At 70.3% G+C, this 21,096-nt stretch carries 16 protein-coding genes; 13 read left to right on the top strand and 3 right to left on the bottom strand.

Annotated elements, in window-relative coordinates; translation table 11 throughout:
* Positions 1-1,818, top strand: a complete 1,818-nt coding sequence (locus TBR22_RS13365; RefSeq protein WP_239488337.1) for a UbiD family decarboxylase — start codon at positions 1-3, stop codon at positions 1,816-1,818.
* Positions 1,819-1,874: 56 nt separating this feature from the next.
* Here the strand turns inward: TBR22_RS13365 and TBR22_RS13360 are convergent, their stop codons facing one another.
* Positions 1,875-3,110 carry an esterase family protein gene (locus tag TBR22_RS13360; protein ID WP_239488336.1) on the bottom strand — a complete coding sequence of 412 codons (1,236 nt, stop codon included), beginning with the start codon at positions 3,108-3,110 and terminating at the stop codon, positions 1,875-1,877.
* Complete coding sequence (locus TBR22_RS13355) at positions 3,110-3,676, bottom strand: hypothetical protein (protein WP_370651524.1); 567 nt, start codon at positions 3,674-3,676, stop codon at positions 3,110-3,112. Before TBR22_RS13355 ends, TBR22_RS13360 begins: the two co-directional genes overlap by 1 nt.
* Before the next feature lie 159 nt (positions 3,677-3,835).
* Here TBR22_RS13355 and pepF point away from each other — a divergent pair, with 159 nt between their 5' ends.
* From pepF to ahcY, 11 genes are all read left to right on the top strand, one after another.
* Positions 3,836-5,713: an oligoendopeptidase F gene (pepF, locus tag TBR22_RS13350; protein ID WP_239488334.1), complete on the top strand. Its 1,878-nt coding sequence runs from the start codon at positions 3,836-3,838 to the stop codon at positions 5,711-5,713.
* Between the two features lie 9 nt (positions 5,714-5,722).
* Positions 5,723-6,754 carry an NAD-dependent epimerase/dehydratase family protein gene (locus TBR22_RS13345; RefSeq protein ID WP_239488333.1) on the top strand — a complete coding sequence of 344 codons (1,032 nt, stop codon included), beginning with the start codon at positions 5,723-5,725 and terminating at the stop codon, positions 6,752-6,754.
* A 268-nt stretch (positions 6,755-7,022) separates the two neighbouring features.
* Entirely contained in the window at positions 7,023-7,295 is a 273-nt protein-coding gene (locus tag TBR22_RS13340) for a hypothetical protein (RefSeq protein WP_239488332.1), read from the top strand.
* Positions 7,292-7,645, top strand: coding sequence for a hypothetical protein (locus tag TBR22_RS13335; protein ID WP_239488331.1), 354 nt, complete (start codon positions 7,292-7,294; stop codon positions 7,643-7,645). Before TBR22_RS13340 ends, TBR22_RS13335 begins: the two co-directional genes overlap by 4 nt.
* Positions 7,642-8,331 carry a LiaI-LiaF-like domain-containing protein gene (locus tag TBR22_RS13330; protein WP_239488330.1) on the top strand — a complete coding sequence of 230 codons (690 nt, stop codon included), beginning with the start codon at positions 7,642-7,644 and terminating at the stop codon, positions 8,329-8,331. Before TBR22_RS13335 ends, TBR22_RS13330 begins: the two co-directional genes overlap by 4 nt.
* A gap of 3 nt (positions 8,332-8,334) precedes the next feature.
* Positions 8,335-9,402 (top strand): sensor histidine kinase, encoded by a 1,068-nt coding sequence (locus tag TBR22_RS13325; protein WP_239488329.1) that lies wholly within the window; start codon positions 8,335-8,337, stop codon positions 9,400-9,402.
* On the top strand, positions 9,399-10,148 hold the full coding sequence (locus TBR22_RS13320; RefSeq protein WP_239488328.1) for a LytTR family DNA-binding domain-containing protein: 750 nt from the start codon (positions 9,399-9,401) through the stop codon (positions 10,146-10,148). Before TBR22_RS13325 ends, TBR22_RS13320 begins: the two co-directional genes overlap by 4 nt.
* Before the next feature lie 114 nt (positions 10,149-10,262).
* Positions 10,263-11,246 carry a metalloregulator ArsR/SmtB family transcription factor gene (locus tag TBR22_RS13315; protein WP_239488327.1) on the top strand — a complete coding sequence of 328 codons (984 nt, stop codon included), beginning with the start codon at positions 10,263-10,265 and terminating at the stop codon, positions 11,244-11,246.
* Complete coding sequence (gene metH, locus TBR22_RS13310; protein ID WP_239488326.1) at positions 11,243-14,932, top strand: methionine synthase; 3,690 nt, start codon at positions 11,243-11,245, stop codon at positions 14,930-14,932. Before TBR22_RS13315 ends, metH begins: the two co-directional genes overlap by 4 nt.
* A 212-nt stretch (positions 14,933-15,144) precedes the next feature.
* The gene (locus TBR22_RS13305; RefSeq protein WP_239488325.1) at positions 15,145-16,119 is read left to right on the top strand and encodes a metalloregulator ArsR/SmtB family transcription factor; all 975 of its coding nucleotides are present in this window, start codon (positions 15,145-15,147) and stop codon (positions 16,117-16,119) included.
* A gap of 76 nt (positions 16,120-16,195) precedes the next feature.
* On the top strand, positions 16,196-17,701 hold the full coding sequence (ahcY, locus tag TBR22_RS13300; protein WP_239488324.1) for an adenosylhomocysteinase: 1,506 nt from the start codon (positions 16,196-16,198) through the stop codon (positions 17,699-17,701).
* A 146-nt stretch (positions 17,702-17,847) separates the two neighbouring features.
* Here the strand turns inward: ahcY and TBR22_RS13295 are convergent, their stop codons facing one another.
* Positions 17,848-18,711, bottom strand: a complete 864-nt coding sequence (locus TBR22_RS13295; RefSeq protein ID WP_239488323.1) for a retropepsin-like aspartic protease — start codon at positions 18,709-18,711, stop codon at positions 17,848-17,850.
* Between the two features lie 78 nt (positions 18,712-18,789).
* Between TBR22_RS13295 and TBR22_RS13290 the strand changes: the two genes are divergently transcribed.
* Positions 18,790-21,066: a winged helix-turn-helix domain-containing protein gene (locus tag TBR22_RS13290; protein WP_239488322.1), complete on the top strand. Its 2,277-nt coding sequence runs from the start codon at positions 18,790-18,792 to the stop codon at positions 21,064-21,066.
* The last annotated feature ends 30 nt before the right edge of the window (positions 21,067-21,096 follow it).

The raw sequence follows: 21,096 nt of genomic DNA, 5'->3' as shown, positions 1-21,096 counted from the left end.
GTGTCCTCAGCTCATCCCGATCTCCGCAGCTTCCTGCGTCGGCTCAAGGGCGACGGCGACCTCGTGGTCGTCGACGCCCCGGTCGATGCCCGTCTCGAAGTCGCCGAAATCCACCGGCGGGTGATTGCGGCCGGCGGCCCGGCGCTGCTGTTCACGCGCGTCAAGGGCGCGGCATTCCCGCTGGTCACCAACCTGTTCGGGACCCCGTCGCGGGCCGCGCAGGCCTTCGGCGACCACCCCCTGGCCTTCATCAAGGGCCTGGTGCGGCTGGTGCAGGACATGCCGCCGACCCCGGCCAAGCTGTGGCAGGCGCGCGATCTGGCGACGGCCGCCGCGCGCGTCGGGCTGCGGCGGGTCGAGCGCGGCCCCGTCACCGAGGTGATGACGTCGGAGGTGCGCCTCGACCAACTGCCGGCGTTGCAGTTGTGGCCAGAGGACGGCGGGCCGTTCGTGACCCTGCCGCTCGTCTACACCGAGCATCCCGACGGGCACGGCCACAACCTCGGCATGTACCGCATGCACGTGCACGGGCCCTCGCACACCGGCATGCACTGGCAGATCGGCAAGGGCGGTGGGTTCCACTACCAGCTGGCCGAGCAGCGCGACCAGCCCTTGTCGGTCACGGTGTTCCTGGGCGGGCCACCGGCGCTGATCCTCTCGGCGATCGCGCCGCTGCCGGAGAACGTGCCGGAACTGCTGCTGGCCTCGCTGATCGCCGGCAAGCGCCTGCCGCTGGTCGAAGGCGCGGCGCCGCATCCGCTGGTGGCCGACGCCGAGTTCGCGCTCATCGGCGAGGTGGCCCCGCACGTGCGGCACCCCGAGGGCCCCTTCGGCGATCATTACGGGTACTACTCGCTGCAGCACGACTACCCGGTGTTCCGCGTCCGCCGCCTCGCTCACCGGCACGACGCCATCTACCCGGCGACGGTGGTGGGGAAGCCCCGCCAGGAGGACTTCTTCATCGGCGACCTGCTGCAGGACCTGCTGTCGCCGCTGTTCCCCCTGGTGATGCCGGCCGTGCGACAGCTCTGGAGCTACGGCGAGACGGGCTACCACTCCCTGGCCGCCGCGGTGGTCAGGGAGCGCTACGGACGCGAGGCGCTGGGCAGCGCGTTCCGGATTCTGGGCGAGGGGCAACTCGCCCTGACGAAGTTCCTGTTGCTGACCGACGGTGACGTGGACCTGCGCGACTTCCGGGCCACGCTCACCCACGTGCTGGCGCGCACGCGACCGGAGACGGACCTCTACGTCTTCAGCCACACGGCGATGGACACGCTCGACTACACCGGCCCCATGGTCAACAAGGGTTCCAAGGGCGTGCTGATGGGCCTCGGCGCGCCGGTGCGCGACCTGCCGCAGGCGTTCCACTCCGCCGAGTTGCCACAGGGCGTCACGACGGCACGCGTCTACTGCCCTGGGTGCCTCGTGATCGACGGGCCGTCGTATGCCGACGAGCCCGAGGCGGCCGCGCGCCTCGTGGCCCATCCGGCCTTTGCCGACTGGCCGCTCGTGGTGCTGAGCGACGAGCCGCTGCGCGCGACTGCCAGCGACATGAACTTCCTGTGGACGACGTTCACGCGCTTCGAGCCGGCGGCCGACATCCACGCCGCGTCGCAGCGCGTGGTGCGCCACCATGTCAGCTACGCGCCGCCGATCCTCATCGACGCGCGCATGAAGCCGTGGTTCCCGAAGGAAGTGGAGTGCGATCCCGACACCGCAGCGCTCGTCGAGCGACGTTGGAAGGAGTACTTCCCGCATCGCCGCATCGAGATGGGCGATAGCCACCGCGGGCATCTCGACCCGCCAGCCTCCAGGTAGGGCGCGGTCTCCGACCGCGCCGTCAAGCCGCCAACGGCGGGGTGGGACACCCCGCCCTACCTCCGCGTGGAACGCCAGTCGCGCCAGAGCCACCGCAGCGTGTCGGGGAAGATCGCGCGGCCGTGGCGGTTGTTGTGGAAGCCCTTGCCGAACTCGAAGCGGTAGTCGTAGCCGGCCCACGCCAGTGAGCTGGCCAGCGTCTGGTTGGCCAGCGGCCAGCTGCCGTGGACGTTGTCGAGGTCGTTGGCGCCGTCCTGCAGGAACACGCGAATCGGCTTGCGCGGCGTCTTGCGCACCAGCGCCTGGTAGTTGTGGCCGCCCTCCCGCAGGGTGGCGCCGCTCGCGATGTTGGTGAAGCTGCCGATCCACGACACGACCTTGCTGAACGCGTCGGGACGCTCCCACGCCACCGTGAAGGCGCAGATGCCCCCCGAACTCGCGCCGACGATCGCACGACCGGCCGCATCGTGCCGGAGGGTCACCGTCTTCTCGACTTCAGGGAGTATTTCCTCGAGGAGGAAGCGGGCGTAGCGGTCCGACAGCGTGTCGTACTCGACGCTGCGGTTCGACTTGCCGTCGGCGAAGGTGCCCGGGTTGATGAAGAGCGCGACGGTGACCGGCATGTCGCCCGAGGCGATCAGATTGTCGAGCACGGTAGGCACCCACGTCCGCACGCCGGCGCCGTCCTGGAACACCATCACCGCGGACGGCACGTCCTGCCGATGTTGCGCCGGTACGTACACCCACCAGTCGCGCGTCGTGCCCGCGAAGATCGTGCTGGACCAGGGCGCTTGCGCCGTCGTGACGCCGCGCGGTACGCCCGGGTGCTCGAGGCTGTCGGCGTGGACCTCGTACACCTCGAGTTGTCCGCCGCCGAGGCGCTGCGTGCCATTGGCGAAGTGCCAGCTGAAGGCATCGCCATGCGCCAGCGTCGCCACCACCGCATGCACCCCGGTCGTGCCGATGCGGACGAGCCGCCTGGTGAAGTGGACGCCGTCGGACTCGACGATCGGCACCGGTGCGTCGGCGGCCAGCGGCACGGGCACCTCCAGCGCCCATGCCACCTGTCGCCCGTCGATCTTCGGAGCGGCCGTGCCGGCCAGCAGCGCCTCGCGGCCGCCGAACCACGCGCGCACGCGTTCGGCGAGGCGCTCGGCCTCGGCGCCGGCGGGACCCGCCGCCAGCGCGGCGTCGAGCGCCTGCGGCGTGAGGTCGCCGACCGCCGTCTGTGCCGACGCCGACGCGGCGGCGAGCAGCAGCGCCGCGAGGGCGCACACGACGGCGCGCCGCATCACGGAGCGAAGGACCGCTGGAACAGCGCGGCAATCGCCGCCGTGCCGGCCGGCGTCAGGGTGCGGGTGCCGGTGCCGGTGAAGTGCACGTGCTCGATCTTCGGCAGGTCGGCGCCGGTGCGTGCCACCCACTGCCGGTCGTCCCAGGTGAACCAGCCTTCCTTCTCCTGGTCGAAGACGTGCAGCGGCTTGTTGCACAGCTTGGCGAACTCCGCACCCCAGCCGGTGCCGCCCTTCACGTGGTTGTCGGGGAGGATCGTCCCGACGACGTAGATCTCCTGCCCGCTGTTGACCTGATACCAGATGCTCTGGAGCACCTTGCGGAAGGTCGGCGTGTCGGTGTAGCGCCGGTTCATCAGCTGCGACACGTAGGCGAGGCTCACGTCGCCGGCCTTGAGCTCCTCGTGGTTGAGCATGCGCAGGCCGCGCGTGCGCACGGCGATGTGTCCTTCGAAGCCGAAGTTCACCTCCTCGATGCCGAACCGCTCCGCTTGCGCGCCGAACTCCGCCTCGGCCCCCGGGGCCCCACCGCTGAACAGGATGTAGTCGTTGCGATCCACGTCGATCCTCGCCTCGGCCGCGTGGCACACGCGGCCCTCCCGTGACTCGTCACGTGCCGGCAGCGGTGGCGGTCGGAGACCGGACGCGCGCGGCGCCCCACGCCGCCTTCCGCGTGCCGGGGGCAGTGTAGCCCGTCCAGACGCCCTTCCGGTAGGATCGTCGCCGTGACTGTCTTCGTGCCGGACCCCACGCTCGATACCACGTTCGCCTCGGCTCCCGGAGGCTCCCGGGCGCGTGCGGAGGTGCCCGAAGCGGAACGCTGGAACCTCGCCGACATCTTCCCGTCGTGGGAGGCCTGGAAGGCCGCCTTCGACGACCTCGAGGGACGCGTCCGCGGCTATGCGACGCGCAAGGGGACGTTGGCCTCGGGACCGGGTGCGCTGCTCGAGGCCCTGCGCGAGTCCGACACGATGGGGCAGCTGGCCTACAAGGTCTGGTATTTCGCCTCGCTGGCCCACGACGAGGATCAGCGCGACAACGCGGTCGGGGCCCGCCGGCAACAGGTGCAGCTGCTGTTCGCGCAGTGGCGCCAGGCGACGGCGTGGTTCAACCCCGAACTGCTGGCCGTGCCACTCGACACGTTGCGTGCCTGGATGGACGCCGATGCCGGCCTGGCCGTCTACCGCTTCATGATCGAGAACCTGTTCCGGCAGCAGGAACACGTCCTCGACGAGCGTGGCGAGCACCTGCTGTCGCTGGCGGCGCAGCTGACGCGCGTGCCCGACGACGCCTACGAGGCGCTGTCGACGGCCGACATGCGCTTCCCGACGATCGAGTTGAGCACCGGCGAGCAGGTGCAGGTGACCTACCCGCGCTATCGCGCGCTGCTGGCGACCAACCGCGTGCAGGCCGACCGCGCGCGGGCGTTCGAGGCGCACCACGGCGCCTTCGAGGCGTCGATCAACACCTACGCGGCGCTCTACAACGGCGTGCTGCAGCGTGACTGGTACCAGGCCCGGGCGCGTGGCTACGCGACGACCCTCGAGGCCGCGCTGCACGGCGACAACATCCCGGTGGCCGTCGTCGAGAACCTGATCGCCTCGGCGCGCGCCAACGTCGGCGCCTTCCAGCGCTACGAGAAGCTCCGCCGCCGCGCACTGAAGCTCGACACGTACCACCTGTACGACGGCTCGATCCCGCTGGTCGACTTCCGCGAGCACTACCCGTACGAGCAGGTGGTCGCGTGGATCGTCGAGTCGGTGGCGCCGCTCGGGCCGACCTACCAGCAGCGGCTCGCCGACGGCTTCGCCCGTCGCTGGGTGGACATCTACGAGAACGACGGCAAGCGCTCGGGCGCCTATTCGGCGCCGGTCTACGGCGTGCACCCGTACGTGCTCATGAACTACAACGACACGCTCGACGCCGCGTTCACGCTGGCCCACGAGATGGGACACTCGATGCACACGGTGCTGTCGCACGAGCGGCAGCCCTTCGTGTACTCCGACTACACGATCTTCGTCGCCGAGGTGCCCTCGACGCTGAGCGAGGCGTTGCTGCTCGACTACCGCCTCGCGCACGCGACCGACCCGCTCGAGCGCATCGTGCTGCTGCAGCATGCGATCGACGGCATCACCGGCACCTTCTTCACGCAGGTGATGTTCGCCGACTGGGAACTGCAGGCGCATCGTCTCGTGGAAGCCGGCGAGCCGGTGACCGCCGACGGGCTGAGCGCGCTGTACGACCAGACGCTGCGCGCCTACCACGGTGACGCCATCGACTACGACGCGCTGTCGCGCGTGACCTGGGCGCGCATCCCGCACTTCTTCGGCTCGCCGTACTACGTCTACCAGTACGCCACCTGCTACGCCACGAGCGCGCGCCTGCTCGTGGGCCTGCGCGACGGCGACCCGGCGGTGCGCGAGGCGACGATCGCCCGCTACCTGGAGCTGCTGGCCGCCGGCGGCAGCGATTACCCGATGGCGTTGTTGCAGCAGGCGGGGATCGACCTCGCCGAGCCGTCGACCGTCGGCGCCGTCGCCACCCTCCTCGACACGCTGGTCGACCAGCTCGAGGAGGCCCTCGGGACCCGCGGGCTCCTCTGAAGGACATCCATGTTGCGCAAACCCGTCGTGCTCATCACGGGCGCGGGCGGTGAGATCGGCCACGGCCTCATCACCCGCCTCGCTGCTTCCGGCCGTCAACGCATCGTCACGCTCGACCTGACGCGACTCGATCCGGAGATCGGCCGGCTGGTGACGCGGGAGTTCACCGGGTCGATCCTCGACACGGCGCTGCTCGAGCGCATCCTGGCCGAGTTCGAGATCGACCTGGTCTTCCACCTCGCGGCGTTGCTGTCGACGCGCTCCGAGTTCACGCCGGTGATGGCGCACCAGGTGAATGTCGAGGGCACCCTGACGCTGCTCGAGTTCGCGCAGAAGGAAGGCGAGTCGCACGGCCGCCCGGTGGTGTTCGTCTATCCGTCCAGCATTGCGGCCTACGGGTTGCCCGATGCCGAGACACGCAAGGCAGCCGGCCGCGTCAACGAGGACCAGCACACGACGCCGACGACGATGTACGGCTGTAACAAGCTGTATTGCGAGTTGCTCGGCACGTACTACGCCCGGCATTACAAGCAGCTCTCCGCGGCGCCTGCCGCGAGTCGGGTCGACTTCCGTGCCATCCGCTTCCCGGGACTGATCTCGGCGGCGACGTTGCCCTCTGGAGGCACGTCGGACTACGCGCCGGAGATGCTGCATGCCGCGGCCCGCGGCGAGGCCTACGACTGCTTCGTGCGGCCCGACACGCGCATCCCGTTCATGGCGATGCCCGATGCCGTGGAGGCGCTGCTCAAGCTGGCCGCGGCGCCGCGCTGGGAGCTGACGCGCACCGCCTACAACATCGGTGCCTTCAACCCGTCGGCCGAGGAGATCCGGGCGCGCGTCCTGCACGCGTTCCCCGACGCGCAGATCGGCTTCGAGATCGACACCAAGCGGCAGGGCATCGTCGACAGCTGGCCCGAGGACGTCGACGACTCCGCGGCGCGTGCCGACTGGGGCTTCGCCCCGGCCTACGACTTCGACCGCGCCTTCGACGAGTACCTGCTGCCCGCCATCAAGGCCCGCTACGCCGACGGCGGCGCCTGACGGCCGTCGTCATTCGGCCGTCGGCCGTGCGTCGAGCTGAAGCTCGACGCCCACGAACGGCATGGCCGCATGGCCTCGTGGCCGTCGATCTTCTTCGTGACCGTCGACCTTCAGGTCGACGGTCAGTGATGCCCGGCAGATCCTGAGGTGGCCGCGAAGGCCCTCGTGGGGTGAGCCCCGCGTCATTCGCCGACGCGCGACCGCCGCTCGCCGGAACCGGATGGCGGTCAGTCTCCACGCCTCGTATCGTCACCGTGGGAGCAACGACGTGACGACGATGGCGCTGGAACGCAGGGCGATGGGCGGTGGGTGGCGGTGGCGCGGCAGCCTCGAGCACGGAGGCGTGGTCGCGGCGCTGCTGGCGGGCCTGGTGTGCCTGTGGAGCGCGGTGGCCGTGCTGGTGGCGCTGCTCGCACAGCCGGAGCCGACCATGGCGACGCTGGAGCGGCATGGCGTGCGGGGCGTACCGATGGTCGTCGTGGAGGGTTCGGTGACGGTGCTTGACCGACTGCGGGCCCGTACGACGGGGGCAACGCGATGAGCCGGCACGAGTGCCGCTCGACCCGCGGGCAGACCATCGTCACCGGCCTGATGTTCCTGATGTCGGGCGTCGCGCTGCTCGGCGTGATGCGTGGCTGGTGGGTCGTGGAGCGGTACTGGGACTACTGGCCGCTCGTCTTCGTCTTCCCGGCGATCAACAAGCTGATGGGGCCGCCGCCGGAACGGCACCTGGTCGCCGGCCTCGCCTGGCTGGGGCTCGCCGTGGCCCTGCTCGGGCGCAACCTCGGCTGGGTGCACTGGCAGGCGCGCACGGCGGCGCCGGTGCTGCTGGTCGTGGCTGGCAGTCGCCTGATTTACCTGGCGGTCACGCGCAACCGGAGCCTGCGATGACCCGCGAACGCCCGCGTTCGGCCGGGCAGGCGCTGGCCGGCCTGGGCCTGCTCGCGGCTGGAGGCCTGCTCTTCGCACACAACCTCGACCTCATCGACATGCGCCAGTACTGGCGCTACTGGGGCGCGATCCCGCTGCTGATCGGCATGGCGAAGCTGCTGGCCGGCGGGTCCCGGGGCGACAGGGGCCTCGGCGTGCTGCTGTCGATCGTCGGCGGCAGCCAACTCGCCAAGGCGCTCGGCTACTGGTCGCCGTCGCCGGCCGACGTCGTCGCGCTGATCTTCATCGGCATCGGCCTGCACTTCATCCTGCGTGGCCTGTTCGGGCGGCCCGAGCCCGAAGTGCGGTCCGATTCCTCCGACTGGATCTCGGCGTTCGCCTTGCTGTCGGGTTTCGAGCGCTCCGTCAACGCACAGGCGTTCAGGGGCGGGGACATCACGGCCGTGATGGGTGGGTGCGAACTCGACCTGCGGGCGGCGTCGATGCGGGCGCCGGCGAGCATCGACGTGTTCGTCATGTGGGGCGGGATCGAGATCAAGGTGCCCGAGGACTGGACGGTCGACCTGCAGGGCGTGCCGTTGTTGGCCGGCTTCGTCGACAAGACGAGGGCCCCGGCGGTGGCCACCGAGAAGCGTCTCGTCATCCGTGGCGTCGCGTTGATGGGCGGCGTCGAGATCAGGAACTGACGCGTGCACCCGCTGCTGGGCCGGGGCGCCGGCCTCTCCGTGTACCTGGGGCTGTGGCTGGTGCTGGGCGCCGGCGCCGCCACGACGCTGGTGCTGCGCCTCGGCTGGCCGTGGGGCGCGGCCCTGAGCGGGGCGGTGCCGCTGGCGCTGGTCTACGGCGTGGTCTGCCTGGCGGCCTGGTACGTGTGCCGCGCGTTCCCGCTGGAAGGCGCCGGCTCGCTGGCGCGCGTGCTGCTCGCGCAGGGCAGCGCGGCCCTGCTGACCAGTGCACTCTGGGTCGCGGTCGCGCAGTGGTGGATGCCGGCGCACGGTGCCTCGTCCTCGCCCTGGACGCGCGACGGCACGCTGCTGCTGACCGGCGTCGGCGTGCTGCTGTTCCTGCTGTCGGCGGCCATGCATTACGTGTTCCTCGCCTTGCAGGCGCAGGCGGCCGCCAGGCGTCAGGCGCTCGAGTCGGCGGTGCTCGCGAGGGAAGCGGAACTGCGAGCGCTGCGGGCGCAGGTCAACCCGCACTTCCTGTTCAACAGCCTGCATTCGATTGGCGCGCTGGCCGGAACGCGCCCGGCCTCGGCTCGCGAGATGGCCATCGCACTCGGCGAGTTCCTCAGGCAGAGTCTCCGGCTGGGCAGCCAGTCGAGCGTGCCGCTGCGCCAGGAGGTGGACCTGACCCGGCAGTACCTGGACATCGAGCAGGTGCGCTTCGGGGATCGCCTTCAGGTCAGCGTCGAGGTCGAGCCGGCGGCCGGGGAGGTGCTGGTGCCGCCGCTGCTCCTGCAGCCGCTGGTCGAGAACGCCATCAAGCACGGCGTGGCCGGACTCCTCGACGGTGGGCTGGTGCACCTGCAGGCGCGTCGTGAGGGCAACACCTGCGTGGTGACGGTGCGCAACCGGTTCGATCGCGAGTCGGCGCCACGGGCGGGTACCGGCACGGGCCTGCGCAACGTGCGTGACCGCCTGGCGACGCACTTCGGGGCCTCGGCGACGTTCGAGGCGCGAGCCGAGGAGGAGGACTACATCGTGACGCTCACGTTTCCGCAGACGACCGCTCGGTCCGAAGGCCTTTCGTCATGACCGGACGCGTGCTGCGGGTCCTCGTGGTCGACGATGAGGCGCTGGCCCGACAGGTGGCGGTCGAGTACCTCGGGCGTTGCGCCGACGTCGAGGTCGCCGGCGAGTGCGCCAACGGGTACGAGGCGGTCAAGGCCGTCAGCGACGCCATGCCGGACGTGCTCCTGCTCGACGTCCAGATGCCGAAGCTGTCGGGATTCGACGTGCTGGAACTGGTCGGGCCCGGCCCGGCCGTGATCTTCGCGACGGCGCACGACGAGTTCGCCCTGAAGGCGTTCGAGGTCCATGCGGTCGACTACCTGCTCAAGCCGTACAGCGAGGCGCGACTGGTCGCCGCGCTCGACCGGGCGCGCGAGCGCCTGGCCGCGCGAGCGGCCCAGCCCGCCGATCAGCTGCGCACGGCGTTGCGCGCGGTGCGCATCACCCGCGTCCTGGTGCGTGACGGCGCCAAGGTGTTCGTCGTGCCGGTGGACGCCGTCGAGCACGTGCAGGCCCAGGACGACTACGTGCTGATCCACGCACAGGGCCGCAACCTGCTGAAGGAGCAGCCGATCAGTAGTCTTGAGGCCCAGCTCGACCCGGACCGGTTCGTCAGGATCCACCGGTCCTGGCTCATCAACCTGGCCCACCTCGACCGGGTCGAACTCGAGGCCAAGGACCGCCGTGTGGCAATCCTGCGCGACGGCACCCGCCTGCCCGTGAGCCGCACGGGCCACCAGCGCCTGCAGGCGGCCCTGGGCCAGGGGTGATGCCAGACAGGTCTGGACCTCGACCGTCCGCCCCTTCCGCCCCCGGGGGGCGGCGGGTGACCTCGACCCACGTCCAGTTTGCATTGTTGCATCAATGCATGTAGATTCGCGTATGTGAAGGACCTGTCTGCCTTCTGTCGGTTGTTGGGCGACGACGTGCGCCTGCGGCTCATTCGCCTGTTGGGCAAGGAACAGCTCAACGTGAAGGAACTGACGGCGATTCTCGGCATCGCGCAGTCGGGGGTGTCGCGCCATCTGGGCCTGCTCCGCAAGAGCGGCCTGGTCGAGGAACGGCGCGAGGGCGGGTTCGCCTACTACTCGCTGCGCCCCGATGGCGCCGGGGTGGCCCGGCCCATGTGGGAGGCCCTCGAGGCATCGCTCCCGACCGCCGACGATGACGACGAGCTGAAGGCCGACGACGCGCGCCTGCTCGAGGTGCTTCGCCTGCGCAAGGAGGACTTCACGGCGCACGGCAGCAGCGCCGGACAGCTGGTGCCGGGCCGTAGCTGGGCGGCGTGGAGCCGGGCCCTCGGCCACCTGCTCCCGCCCCTGGTCGTCGCCGACGCCGGCTGCGGTGAGGGCTACCTCTCCATGGAGGCGGCGCGCTGGGCCGAGCAGGTGGTCGCGATCGACAGTTCGCGCGAGGTGCTCAAGCGGGCGCGGCAACTGGCCCGCAAGCGTGGCATCGCCAACATCACCTGGAAGGAAGGGCGGATCGAGGCGTTGCCGCTCGAGGACGCCTCGGTGGACGTGGTGCTGCTGTCGCAGGCCCTGCATCACGTGCCCAAGCCCGATGCGGCGCTGTGCGAGGCGGTGCGGGCCCTCAGGCCGGGCGGCACCGTGCTGGTGCTCGACCTGCGGGCGCATGGGCAGGACTGGGTGCGCGAGCGCCTCGGCGACCGGTGGCTGGGCTTCCGGGACGAGTCGCTCGAGGACTGGATGTTCCGGGCAGGGCTCGAGGACGTGCGCGTCGAGGTCGGCGCGCGGTTGAAGGGTGATCCGTTCACCGTGCTCGTCGCCAGCGGCCGCAAGGCCGGCGGCTCGAAGGGCGCGGGACGCGGCAGCGTCGGTCACGCGACGCGGGGGAGTGTGCGATGAGCAATGCGACTGCACTGAAGTTGAAGGAAGCCTGTCGACGCCGGCTGCTGTTCATCGACGGCGCGATGGGCACGATGGTGCAGCGTCACCAGCTCACCGAGGCGGACTACCGCGGCGAGCGCTTCAAGGATCACCCCGACGACCTGCGCGGCAACAACGACCTGCTGGTCCTGACCCGGCCCGACGTCATCCAGGGCATCCACGAGCAGTACCTGGCGGCCGGGGCCGATATCGTCGAGACCAACACCTTCAATGCGACGGCGATCGTGCAGGCCGAGTACGGCCTGGCCGATCTCGCGCATGAACTGAACGTGGCGGCGGCCCGGGTGGCGCGCGCCGCCGTCGACGCGTACACCGCGAAGACGCCCGCGCAGCCCCGCTACGTCGCCGGCGCGATCGGGCCGTTGAACCGCACGCTGTCGCTGTCGCCCGACGTCAACGATCCGGCCTACCGGGCCGTGACGTTCGACGAGGTGGTCGCCGCCTACGAGGTGCAGGTGGAGGGCCTGCTGGACGGCGGCGTGGACGTGCTGCTGGTCGAGACCATCTTCGACACGCTGAACGCCAAGGCGGCGGCCATGGCGATTCGTCGGGTGTTCGACCGCCGGCACGTCGAGATCCCGGTGATGATCTCGGTGACGGTCACCGATCGCAGCGGCCGCACGCTCTCGGGCCAGACCGTCGAGGCGTTCTGGATCTCGATTGCGCACATCCGGCCGTTCAGCGTCGGCCTGAACTGCGCGCTGGGCGCCGAGGACATGCGTCCGTACCTGAAGGACCTGGCGACGATCGCCGACTGCTTCGTCTCGTGCTACCCGAACGCCGGGCTGCCCAATGCCTTCGGGGGCTACGACGAGACGCCCGAGCAGATGGCGGGCGTGCTCGCCGGGTACGCGCGCGAGGGGTTGCTGAACATCATCGGCGGCTGCTGCGGCACCACGCCCGACCACATCGCGGCGATGGTGAAGGCCTGCCAGGGCGTGACGCCGCGCGCGGTGCCGACCGACATCCCGCGCTACAGCCGCTTCTCGGGCCTCGAGCCGCTCGAGATCCGCCCCGACAGCATCTTCCAGATGATCGGCGAGCGGACCAACGTGACCGGATCGGCGAAGTTCGCGCGCCTGATCAAGGCCGGCGACTTCACCGCCGCCGTCGACGTGGCCACCGAGCAGGTGCGCAACGGCGCCAACGTGCTCGACGTGAACATGGACGAGGGCATGCTCGACTCGGAGGCGAGCATGACGACGTTCCTCAACCTGCTCGCGACCGAGCCGGAAGTGGCGCGCGTGCCGTTCATGATCGACAGCTCGAAGTGGACGGTGCTCGAGGCCGGCCTGAAGTGCGTGCAGGGCAAGGCGATCGTCAATTCGATCAGCCTGAAGGAGGGCGAGGCCGACTTCCTGGCCAAGGCCAGCCTGGTGCGGGCGTACGGCGCGGCCGTGATCGTGATGGCCTTCGACGAGGCCGGACAGGCCGACACGATCGAGCGCAAGGTGGCGATCTGCCAGCGGGCGTATCGCCTGCTCACCGAGCAGGTGCAGTTTCCGCCCGAGGACATCATCTTCGACCCCAACGTGCTGGCCATCGCCACCGGGCTCGAGGAGCACAACGCGTACGCCATCAACTTCATCGAGGCGACGCGCCAGATCCGCGCGACCTGCCCGGGCGCGCTCGTGAGCGGCGGCATCAGCAACCTGTCGTTCAGCTTCCGCGGCAACGACGTGGTGCGCGAGGCCATCCACTCGGCCTTCCTGTTCCACGCCATCAAGGCCGGACTGACGATGGGCATCGTCAATGCCGGGCAGCTCGCGGTGTACGAGGACATCCCGAAGGACCTGCTCGCGCTGGTCGAGGACGTGCTGTTCAACCGTCGTCCCGACGCCACCGAGCGCCTGGTCGCGCACGCCGAACGGGTCAAGGGCACAGGGACCAGGCGCGAGGCCGACCTCGGGTGGCGCGAGGCTACGGTGCAGGCGCGCCTGGCCTACGCCCTCGTGCATGGCGTGGTCGACTTCATCGAGGCCGACGTCGAGGAGGCCCGGCAGCAGTACGCGCGTCCGCTCGAGGTGATCGAGGGCCCGCTGATGGACGGCATGAAGACCGTCGGCGAGCTGTTCGGTGCCGGCAAGATGTTCCTGCCGCAGGTGGTCAAGAGCGCCCGGGCGATGAAGCGCGCCGTGGCGGTGCTGCTGCCGTACATGGAGGCCGAGAAGGCCGCCGGCGGGGCGCGCACGCAGGGCAAGGTGCTCATCGCCACCGTCAAGGGTGACGTCCACGACATCGGCAAGAACATCGTGTCGGTGGTGCTGGCCTGCAACAACTACGAAGTGGTCGACCTCGGCGTGATGGTGCCGACGGCGAAGATCCTCGACGCGGCCGTCGAGCACCAGGTGGACGTCGTCGGGCTGAGCGGCCTGATCACGCCGTCGCTCGACGAGATGGTCGGCGTGGCGCGCGAGATGGAGCGGCGCGGCATGCGCCTGCCGCTGCTGATCGGTGGCGCGACCACGAGTCCGCAGCACACCGCCGTGAAGATCGCCCCGGAGTACTCGGGACTCGCCGTGCACGTGCTCGACGCGTCGCGCGCCGTCGGCGTGGTGTCCAGCGTGCTGTCGTCCACGCAAGGCGAGACCTTCGCGGCCGGCGTGCGCGCCGAGCAGGCTCGCATGCGCGACATGCACCAGAAGCGCCAGGAGAAGCCCATCCTGTCGCTGCGACAGGCGCGCGAGAACCGCACGAAGATCGACTGGGCGGCCGAGGCGCTGCCGACCCCCTCGTTCACGGGCCGACGCGAGGTGGTGGTGCCGATCGGCACGCTGCGGCCGTACATCGACTGGACCTTCTTCTTCAACGCCTGGGAACTCAAGGGGAAGGTGCCGACGATCTTCGACCACCCGCAGTACGGGGCCGAGGCGAGGTCGCTGTACGAGAACGCCCTCGCGATGCTCGATCGAATCGAGGCCGAGGAGGCGCTGACCTGCCGCGCCGTCTATGGGTTCTGGCCGGCCAACGCCGAGGGCGACGACATCGTGGCGTACGCCGACGACGGCCGGACGCGTGAAGTGGCGCGCTTCCCGATGCTGCGGCAGCAGGAGCCCAAGCCCGACGCGAAGCCGAATCGTTCGCTGGCCGACTTCATCGCGCCGGTCGGCGCGGGCGCGGACCACCTCGGCGCGTTTGCCGTCACCGTGCACGGGGCCGAGGGGCTGGCCAAGGCGCACGAGGCCGCCAACGACGACTACAACGCGATCATGGTCAAGTTGCTGGCCGATCGCCTGGCCGAGGCCGGGGCCGAGTACCTGCATCAGCAGGCGCGCCACGAGTGGGGCTACGGCGCCGACGAGCAATTGACGGCCGAGGACCTCGTGGCGGAGAAGTACCGCGGGATCCGGCCGGCGTTCGGGTACCCGGCGTGCCCGGACCACACCGAGAAGCGGACTCTGTTCCGGCTGCTCGGGGCCGAGGCCATCGGCGTGTCGCTCACCGAGAGCTGCGCGATGTGGCCGGCGGCCAGCGTGTCGGGCCTCTACTTCTCCCACCCCCAGGCGGCGTACTTCATGATCGGCCGACTCGGGGAGGATCAGGTGGAGGATTACGCCCGGCGCAAGGGCATGACGCGAGAAGAAGCCGAGCGGTGGCTGGCGCCGAACCTCGCGTACGCCGCGGTGGGCGTCGGCGCCTGCTGAGGCAATTTGGAATTTGACATTTGAAATTGATGGGGCGGCCGGCCTGTCGGCCTTGCCGCTCGACACATCCCGAGGCGGCGGCGGAGCAGCGCCCCGCGAGAATTTCGAATTCCGAATTTCAAATTGCCAGGGGCCGCGCTCTTTGCGGCCCTTCTCGTTTATCCGGCTTGACGGGTGAAGTACTCGGTGCTACTGTCAATCCGGATAAAGTGATGAATCACCTCGCCCTCCCGGTCCTCGCGCACCTGAACGTCCTCGGCGACGTCCTGCGTGCGCGCCTGCTCCTCGTGCTCGAGGGGCAGACGCTGTCGGTCGGCGAGCTCTGCGACATTCTGCAACTCCCCCAGTCCACCATCAGTCGGCATCTCAAGACGCTGACCGATGGCGGGTGGGCGCAGGTCCGCCGCGAAGGGACGAGCCGCCTGTACTCGCTCGTGCCCGAGGACCTCGACGAGGCGTCGGTCGAGTTGTGGCGGGTCGTCAAGGCCCACCTGGCGACGATGCCGGCGGTGGCTCAGGACCGGGTGCGGTTGGCGCGCGTGCTGGCCGACCGGCGAGCCGAGTCGGCGGCCTTCTTCTCGCGATCGGCGGGCGAGTGGGATGCCCTCCGCGACGACCTCTACGGCAGCACATTCCACCTCGAGGGCCTGCTGGCCGTCCTTGACCCGTCGTGGACCGTGGCCGACCTCGGTTGCGGCACCGGCCGGACGTCCTCCGTCCTGGCGCCCTTCGTGCGGCAGGTGGTGGCCGTCGACGCCTCGGCAGAGATGCTGACGGCGGCACGGGGCCGGCTCAAGGCGGTCGAGAACGTCGACCTTCGGGAGGGCGCGCTCGAGGCGCTGCCCATCGCCGATGGCTCGGTGGATCTCGCGCTCCTGGTGCTCGTGCTGCATCACCTGGGCGATCCGGCGGCGGCGCTGCGCGAGGCGCGTCGCGTGCTCGTCCCGGGCGGGCGGTTGCTGGTGATCGACATGCAGCCTCACGACCGCGACGAGTACCGTGGCCAGATGGGGCACGTGTGGCTCGGGTTCTCCGAGGCGCAGATTGGCCGGCTGCTCGTGGGCGCCGGCTTCACGGGAGCACGGGTGGTGCCGCTGCCTCCCGCGCCGGCCGTCCGCGGCCCGGCGCTCTTCGTTGCCTCCGCCTCCGCCAGAGCTTCGGCGGATCAGGCGGTTCCTGTCAGATAGTTCGGACACGACGGGCCGGCTCGCATGAGCGTGGCCCATTTGAAGCCGCGGGACCACACCGCGAAGGAGCAATCGAATGACCCCTGCAGTCGCAACCGAGACGTTGCACGCGTTTGCCCAGGCCGAGCAGGCCGGGCGCCCGGCCTTCAAGGTCAAGAACCTCGCCGAGGCCGACTTCGGTCGCAAGGAGATCCGGCTGGCCGAGCAGGAGATGCCCGGCCTGATGGCGATCCGCGAGGAGTACGCCGGCAAGAAGCCGCTCGCGGGCGTGAAGATCATGGGCAGCCTGCACATGACCGTCCAGACGGCCGTGCTGATCGAGACGCTCGACATCCTCGGCGCCGACGTCCGCTGGGTGTCGTGCAACATCTTCTCGACGCAGGATCACGCCGCCGCGGCGGTGGTGGTCGGTCGCCCGGAGACCGGCGGCACGGTGCAGAACCCGAAGGGCATCCCGGTCTTTGCGTGGAAGGGCGAGACGCTCGACGAGTACTGGTGGTGCACGAAGGAAGCCCTCGTGTGGCCCGACGGCTCCGGCCCCGAGCAGATCGTCGACGACGGCGGCGACGCGACGCTGTTCGTGCACAAGGCGCTCGAGTACGGCACGGCCGACAAGGTGCCGGCGTTCAACGCCGAGACCGAACCCGAGGAGTGGGGCATCATCCTCCGCACGCTGCGCGAGGAACTCGGCAAGGCGCCCGAGCAGTGGCAGGCGATCGCCCGCGGCATCAAGGGCGTGAGCGAGGAGACCACGACCGGCGTGCACCGCCTGTACGAGATGATGGCCGCCGGTTCGCTGCTGTTCCCGGCCATCAACGTCAACGACGCGGTGACCAAGAGCAAGTTCGACAACCTGTACGGCTGCCGCCACTCGCTGACCGACGGCATCATGCGCGCCAGCGACGTGATGCTCTCGGGCAAGGTGGCCGTGGTGTGCGGCTACGGCGACGTCGGCAAGGGCTGCGCGCAGTCGCTGCGCGGCCAGGGCGCCCGCGTCATCGTCACCGAGATCGATCCCATCTGCGCGCTGCAGGCGGCGATGGAAGGCTACCAGGTGACGACGCTCGACGAGGTGCTGTCGACGGCCGACATCTTCATCACCGCGACCGGCAACAAGAACATCATCACCGCCGACCACATGGCGAAGATGAAGGACAAGGCGATCGTCGGCAACATCGGCCACTTCGACAACGAGATCGACATGGCCGGCCTGAAGAAGGTGCCGGGCATCGAGCGGATCAACATCAAGCCGCAGTACGACGAGTGGCGCTTCGCCGACGGCCACAGCGTGATGATCCTCGCGGAAGGACGCCTGCTGAACCTCGGCTGCGCGACCGGCCACCCGAGCTTCGTGATGTCGGCCTCGTTCACCAACCAGGTGATGGCGCAGATCGAGCTCCACACCAACAACAGCGCGTACGAGAAGAAGGTGTACACGCTGCCCAAGCGCCTCGACGAGAAGGTGGCGCGCCTGCACCTCGACAAGCTCGGGGTCAAGCTGACGGTGCTCGCCAAGGAGCAGGCCGACTACATCGGCGTGCCGGTCGAGGGGCCGTACAAGCCGGAGCACTATCGCTACTAGGCGGTGATGCCGGAATGCCGGAATGCCGGAATGCCGAAGTGAATCACGAGGCTGAGGGCGGAAGGTAGATGGCAAGGGCGGGCCTGCTCCTGGCAACAGGGGCGGGCCCGTTCTGCAGGTGCGTCACGCCCGGCATCGGCTCATGCTCATCTCGCCCACACCACCGCCGTGGCCGTCCGCGCCGACACGTACACGCGGCTGAACAGCGACGCCGGCAGCAGCCCGACCTCTGGCGACATCGGCCACGCCTCGCGCGGCAACCGCACCACCGGCACCGCCGGGAGGTCCAGGCGGTCGAAATGCAGCGACGCATGGTGCTCGACCTCCACGGACCGGCGCCCGACGTGCGTGTCGAGGTCGGCTCGTCCCCGGCTGGCCACGGGCACCTCCCCGATGGTGGCGCGGGCCGCCGTCGCCTCCATCACCAGCACGTCGGCGCCAGAGTCCAGCACCAGGCCGACCCGGTCGCCCGCGGTCGCCACCTCGACGACAGGCCGGCCGACACTCCACCCCAGCGGCAGGACGACGCCGGCCGGCGGCGGCTCGAAGCGCCCGACGCGCAGGCGCCGGCGCGGCAGGTCGAGCAGGTAGTCGTACCGCGCCAGGACGTCCTGCCCGAGGATGCCGGCGGCCTCGGGCGCCGCCCGCCGGACGGCCGCAAGATCGTGGACGGCGACCTCCAGCTCATGTCGCTCGGGCATCCCGACGAGCCTGAAGTTCGTCAGATGTGCCGTGGCCACCGTGGCGCTGCCCCCGAGGGTGCCGATCCGTGTCGTGCCCCCGGCCGGCAGGGCGAGCGAGGCGGCCAGTTCCGTCGAGAGGGTCGTGCCGGTGGCGGCCGTGTCGAGCACGAACCAGGCCCGCCGCCCGGCCGCGACCTCGACTTCGACAAGTGGCAAGCCGCCTGAGCCGATCCTCAGGGGATACTCCACCGTGACCATGGGCGTTCGGTTCGCTTCGGGAACTCCGGGGGCCACCAGCATCGTCAACAGCAGCACGATCGACGTCACGCGTCCTCCTTGGAAGGGCCGGTGCGCGTGGGTACGACACGGTTTTCCGAGCGACGTGACGGAATCCTGAGGTTCTCGATGAACGGCGTGATTTACCGGTTCGGCGAGGTCGAGGTGGACGTCCAGGGACGCGACGTCCGCCTGGCCGGGCAGCGCGTGGCCATCGAGCCGAAGGCCCTCGACGTGCTCCTGCTGCTGCTGGCCGAGGCGGGGCGCGTGGTGGACAAGCGGCGACTGCTGAGCGAAGTGTGGGCCGACGTGCACGTCACCGACGGCTCGCTGGCGCGCGCCGTGACGCAGGTGCGGCGGGCGCTGGGCGACGACATCCGAGCGCCCCGCTTCATCGAGACGGTGCCCACCCGCGGGTACCGATTCATCGGCCAGCTGTCGAGCAGGCCGGCACCCGAACCGCCTCCGGGGGCCGTTGATGGCGCCGCCGCCGACCCGCCGAGGACGACCGACCGGCCGGCCACCAGCGCGGCGTCGGCTGTCGGCAGCGCGGTCGGCGCGTGGCGTCGACGTGCCTGGCTCGGCGCCGTGGCCACGCTGGTCCTCGTGGTGGCCATTGCCACCGCCCTGGCCCTGCGGCGGCCCGCGGCGCCGCTCGTGGCGGGCGCCGAGGACATGGGCGGACTCCTGCTCGGCGCGGCGGAACACGCGGCGGTCCAGTTGACGACCTCCAGAGGGTTCGACGCCGACCCGGCGCTGTCGCCGGACGGCGCGCAGGTGGCCTACAGCTCGGATGCGTCGGGGGCACTCGAGATCATGGTGCGCTCCCGGGTGTCGCCCGGCCTCGCGCGCGCGCTCACCAGCAACGGGGGCGACAATGTCGACCCCGCGTGGTCGGCCGACGGCCAATGGGTGGCCTATCACTCCCGGAAGTACGGTGGCATCTGGATCGTGCCGGCCGGCGGGGGGCCGGCGCGTCAGGTGGCGGCCGAGGGCTCGTCGCCGAGCTGGTCGCCCGACGGACGTCGTCTCGTCTACCAGACTGCCGGCAGCGCCGACGTGCTCGGTGGCACGGGCGGCTCACCGAGCACGCTCGCCATCGTCGACCTGGCCGACGGCCGGGTCCACGCGCTCACGCGTCCCGGCACGCCGCAAGGCTTCCATGGCAACCCCGTATGGATGCCCGGTCACGACACCATCGTGTTCGTGTCGGTGCAGGTGCCGGCCGCCGACGTCTGGGAGGTCACGCCCGGACGCGCGCCGGTGCGGCTCGGGCCGTGCCACGCGACCTGTCGTCCGTTCGCGTTCCGCAAGGGCGGAACGACCTGGGTCGGAGCGGTCCGGGGCGCCAAGGCGGGGGAGTTGTGGACGGCGCCGGTGAGTGCCGACGGTCACGTGGAGGTGTCGAGGGCCCGCCGTACCGCGATGCCGCGGACGGCCAGCATCACCGACATCGCGGTGTCGCGCGACGGCAGCACGCTGGCATTCTCCAACGCCGAGCGGACGAGCGAGGCCTGGTCGCTCGAACTGCCAGGAGGCGCCGCGCGGGCCGGCTTGACGCCGCGCGTGCTGCTGGCCGAGCGGCGGCCCCGGTACAGCGAGTTGAGCTTCTCGCCAGACGGGTCACGACTTGCCTACACGACGTCGCGTCTCGGCGACCGCCCAGAGCCGTGGATTCACGACCTGTCGACCGGGCAGTCGCATCCGCTGCCATCGCCGGTGGCCGGTTTCGTGCGTGGCTGGCTGCCCGATGGCCGCCACGTCGTGATGGTCGATCCCGCTGCGCCCTTCGGCCTGCAGTCGGTCGACGTGACGACCGGCCTGGCCAAGCCACTGGCCACTTTCGAGGCCTGGCGCCGCGAGCCCGATGCGGCCAGGCGCCTCTTCACCATGCGCCTGACGCCGGACGGCCGTCGCTTCCTGTTCACCACCGAGGCGGCGGGTCGCGCCGGTCTCTGGCTCGGTGCCCTCGACAGGGTGGGCGAGGCGACCCCGCTGGCCGCCGACGCGAGCTTCGGCGCGTGGTCCTCCGACGGCACGCGGGTCACCGTGCAGCGCATGCGTGGATGGCGCTCCGGCGTCGGGATCATGCGTCCGGGCGATGCCGCCATGACCGCGCTGGTGGAGGATGCCGATCTGGCCTGGCCGAACGATTGGTCGCCCGACGACCGATTCATCGTGTACGCCGCGATGCGGGGCGGCCGTTGGACGCTCGAGGCCGTCGAGGTCGGCAGCCGCCGGGTCACGACGTTGACGAGTCCCGGTGGACCCACCGAGTACGTGCGGTGGCCTGTGTGGTCGCCACGAGGCGACCGTGTCGTGTACGAACGCGGCTACTGGACCGGGAACGTCTGGGTGGCCTCCTTGTCTGCCGCCACCGAGGCGACCGGTCACCCCGGCACATAGGCTGGGCATCAGGCACGAGGACGGGGCGGC

The sequence above is a fragment of the Luteitalea sp. TBR-22 genome, assembly GCF_016865485.1.
Classification (GTDB): Bacteria; Acidobacteriota; Vicinamibacteria; order Vicinamibacterales; family Vicinamibacteraceae; genus Luteitalea.
This window is presented reverse-complemented; position numbering and strand designations above follow the sequence as displayed.

What these genes read in the sequence shown, in the direction of transcription:
- TBR22_RS13320 (WP_239488328.1), top strand. Translation starts at nt 9,399, where the DNA reads ATGACCGGACGCGTGCTGCGGGTCCTCGTGGTCGACGATGAGGCGCTG.
- TBR22_RS13290 (WP_239488322.1), top strand. Translation starts at nt 18,790, where the DNA reads ATGAACGGCGTGATTTACCGGTTCGGCGAGGTCGAGGTGGACGTCCAG.
- TBR22_RS13305 (WP_239488325.1), top strand. Translation starts at nt 15,145, where the DNA reads ATGAATCACCTCGCCCTCCCGGTCCTCGCGCACCTGAACGTCCTCGGC.
- TBR22_RS13330 (WP_239488330.1), top strand. Translation starts at nt 7,642, where the DNA reads ATGACCCGCGAACGCCCGCGTTCGGCCGGGCAGGCGCTGGCCGGCCTG.
- metH (WP_239488326.1), top strand. Translation starts at nt 11,243, where the DNA reads ATGAGCAATGCGACTGCACTGAAGTTGAAGGAAGCCTGTCGACGCCGG.
- TBR22_RS13345 (WP_239488333.1), top strand. Translation starts at nt 5,723, where the DNA reads ATGTTGCGCAAACCCGTCGTGCTCATCACGGGCGCGGGCGGTGAGATC.
- TBR22_RS13360 (WP_239488336.1), bottom strand. Translation starts at nt 3,110, where the DNA reads ATGCGGCGCGCCGTCGTGTGCGCCCTCGCGGCGCTGCTGCTCGCCGCC.
- ahcY (WP_239488324.1), top strand. Translation starts at nt 16,196, where the DNA reads ATGACCCCTGCAGTCGCAACCGAGACGTTGCACGCGTTTGCCCAGGCC.
- TBR22_RS13335 (WP_239488331.1), top strand. Translation starts at nt 7,292, where the DNA reads ATGAGCCGGCACGAGTGCCGCTCGACCCGCGGGCAGACCATCGTCACC.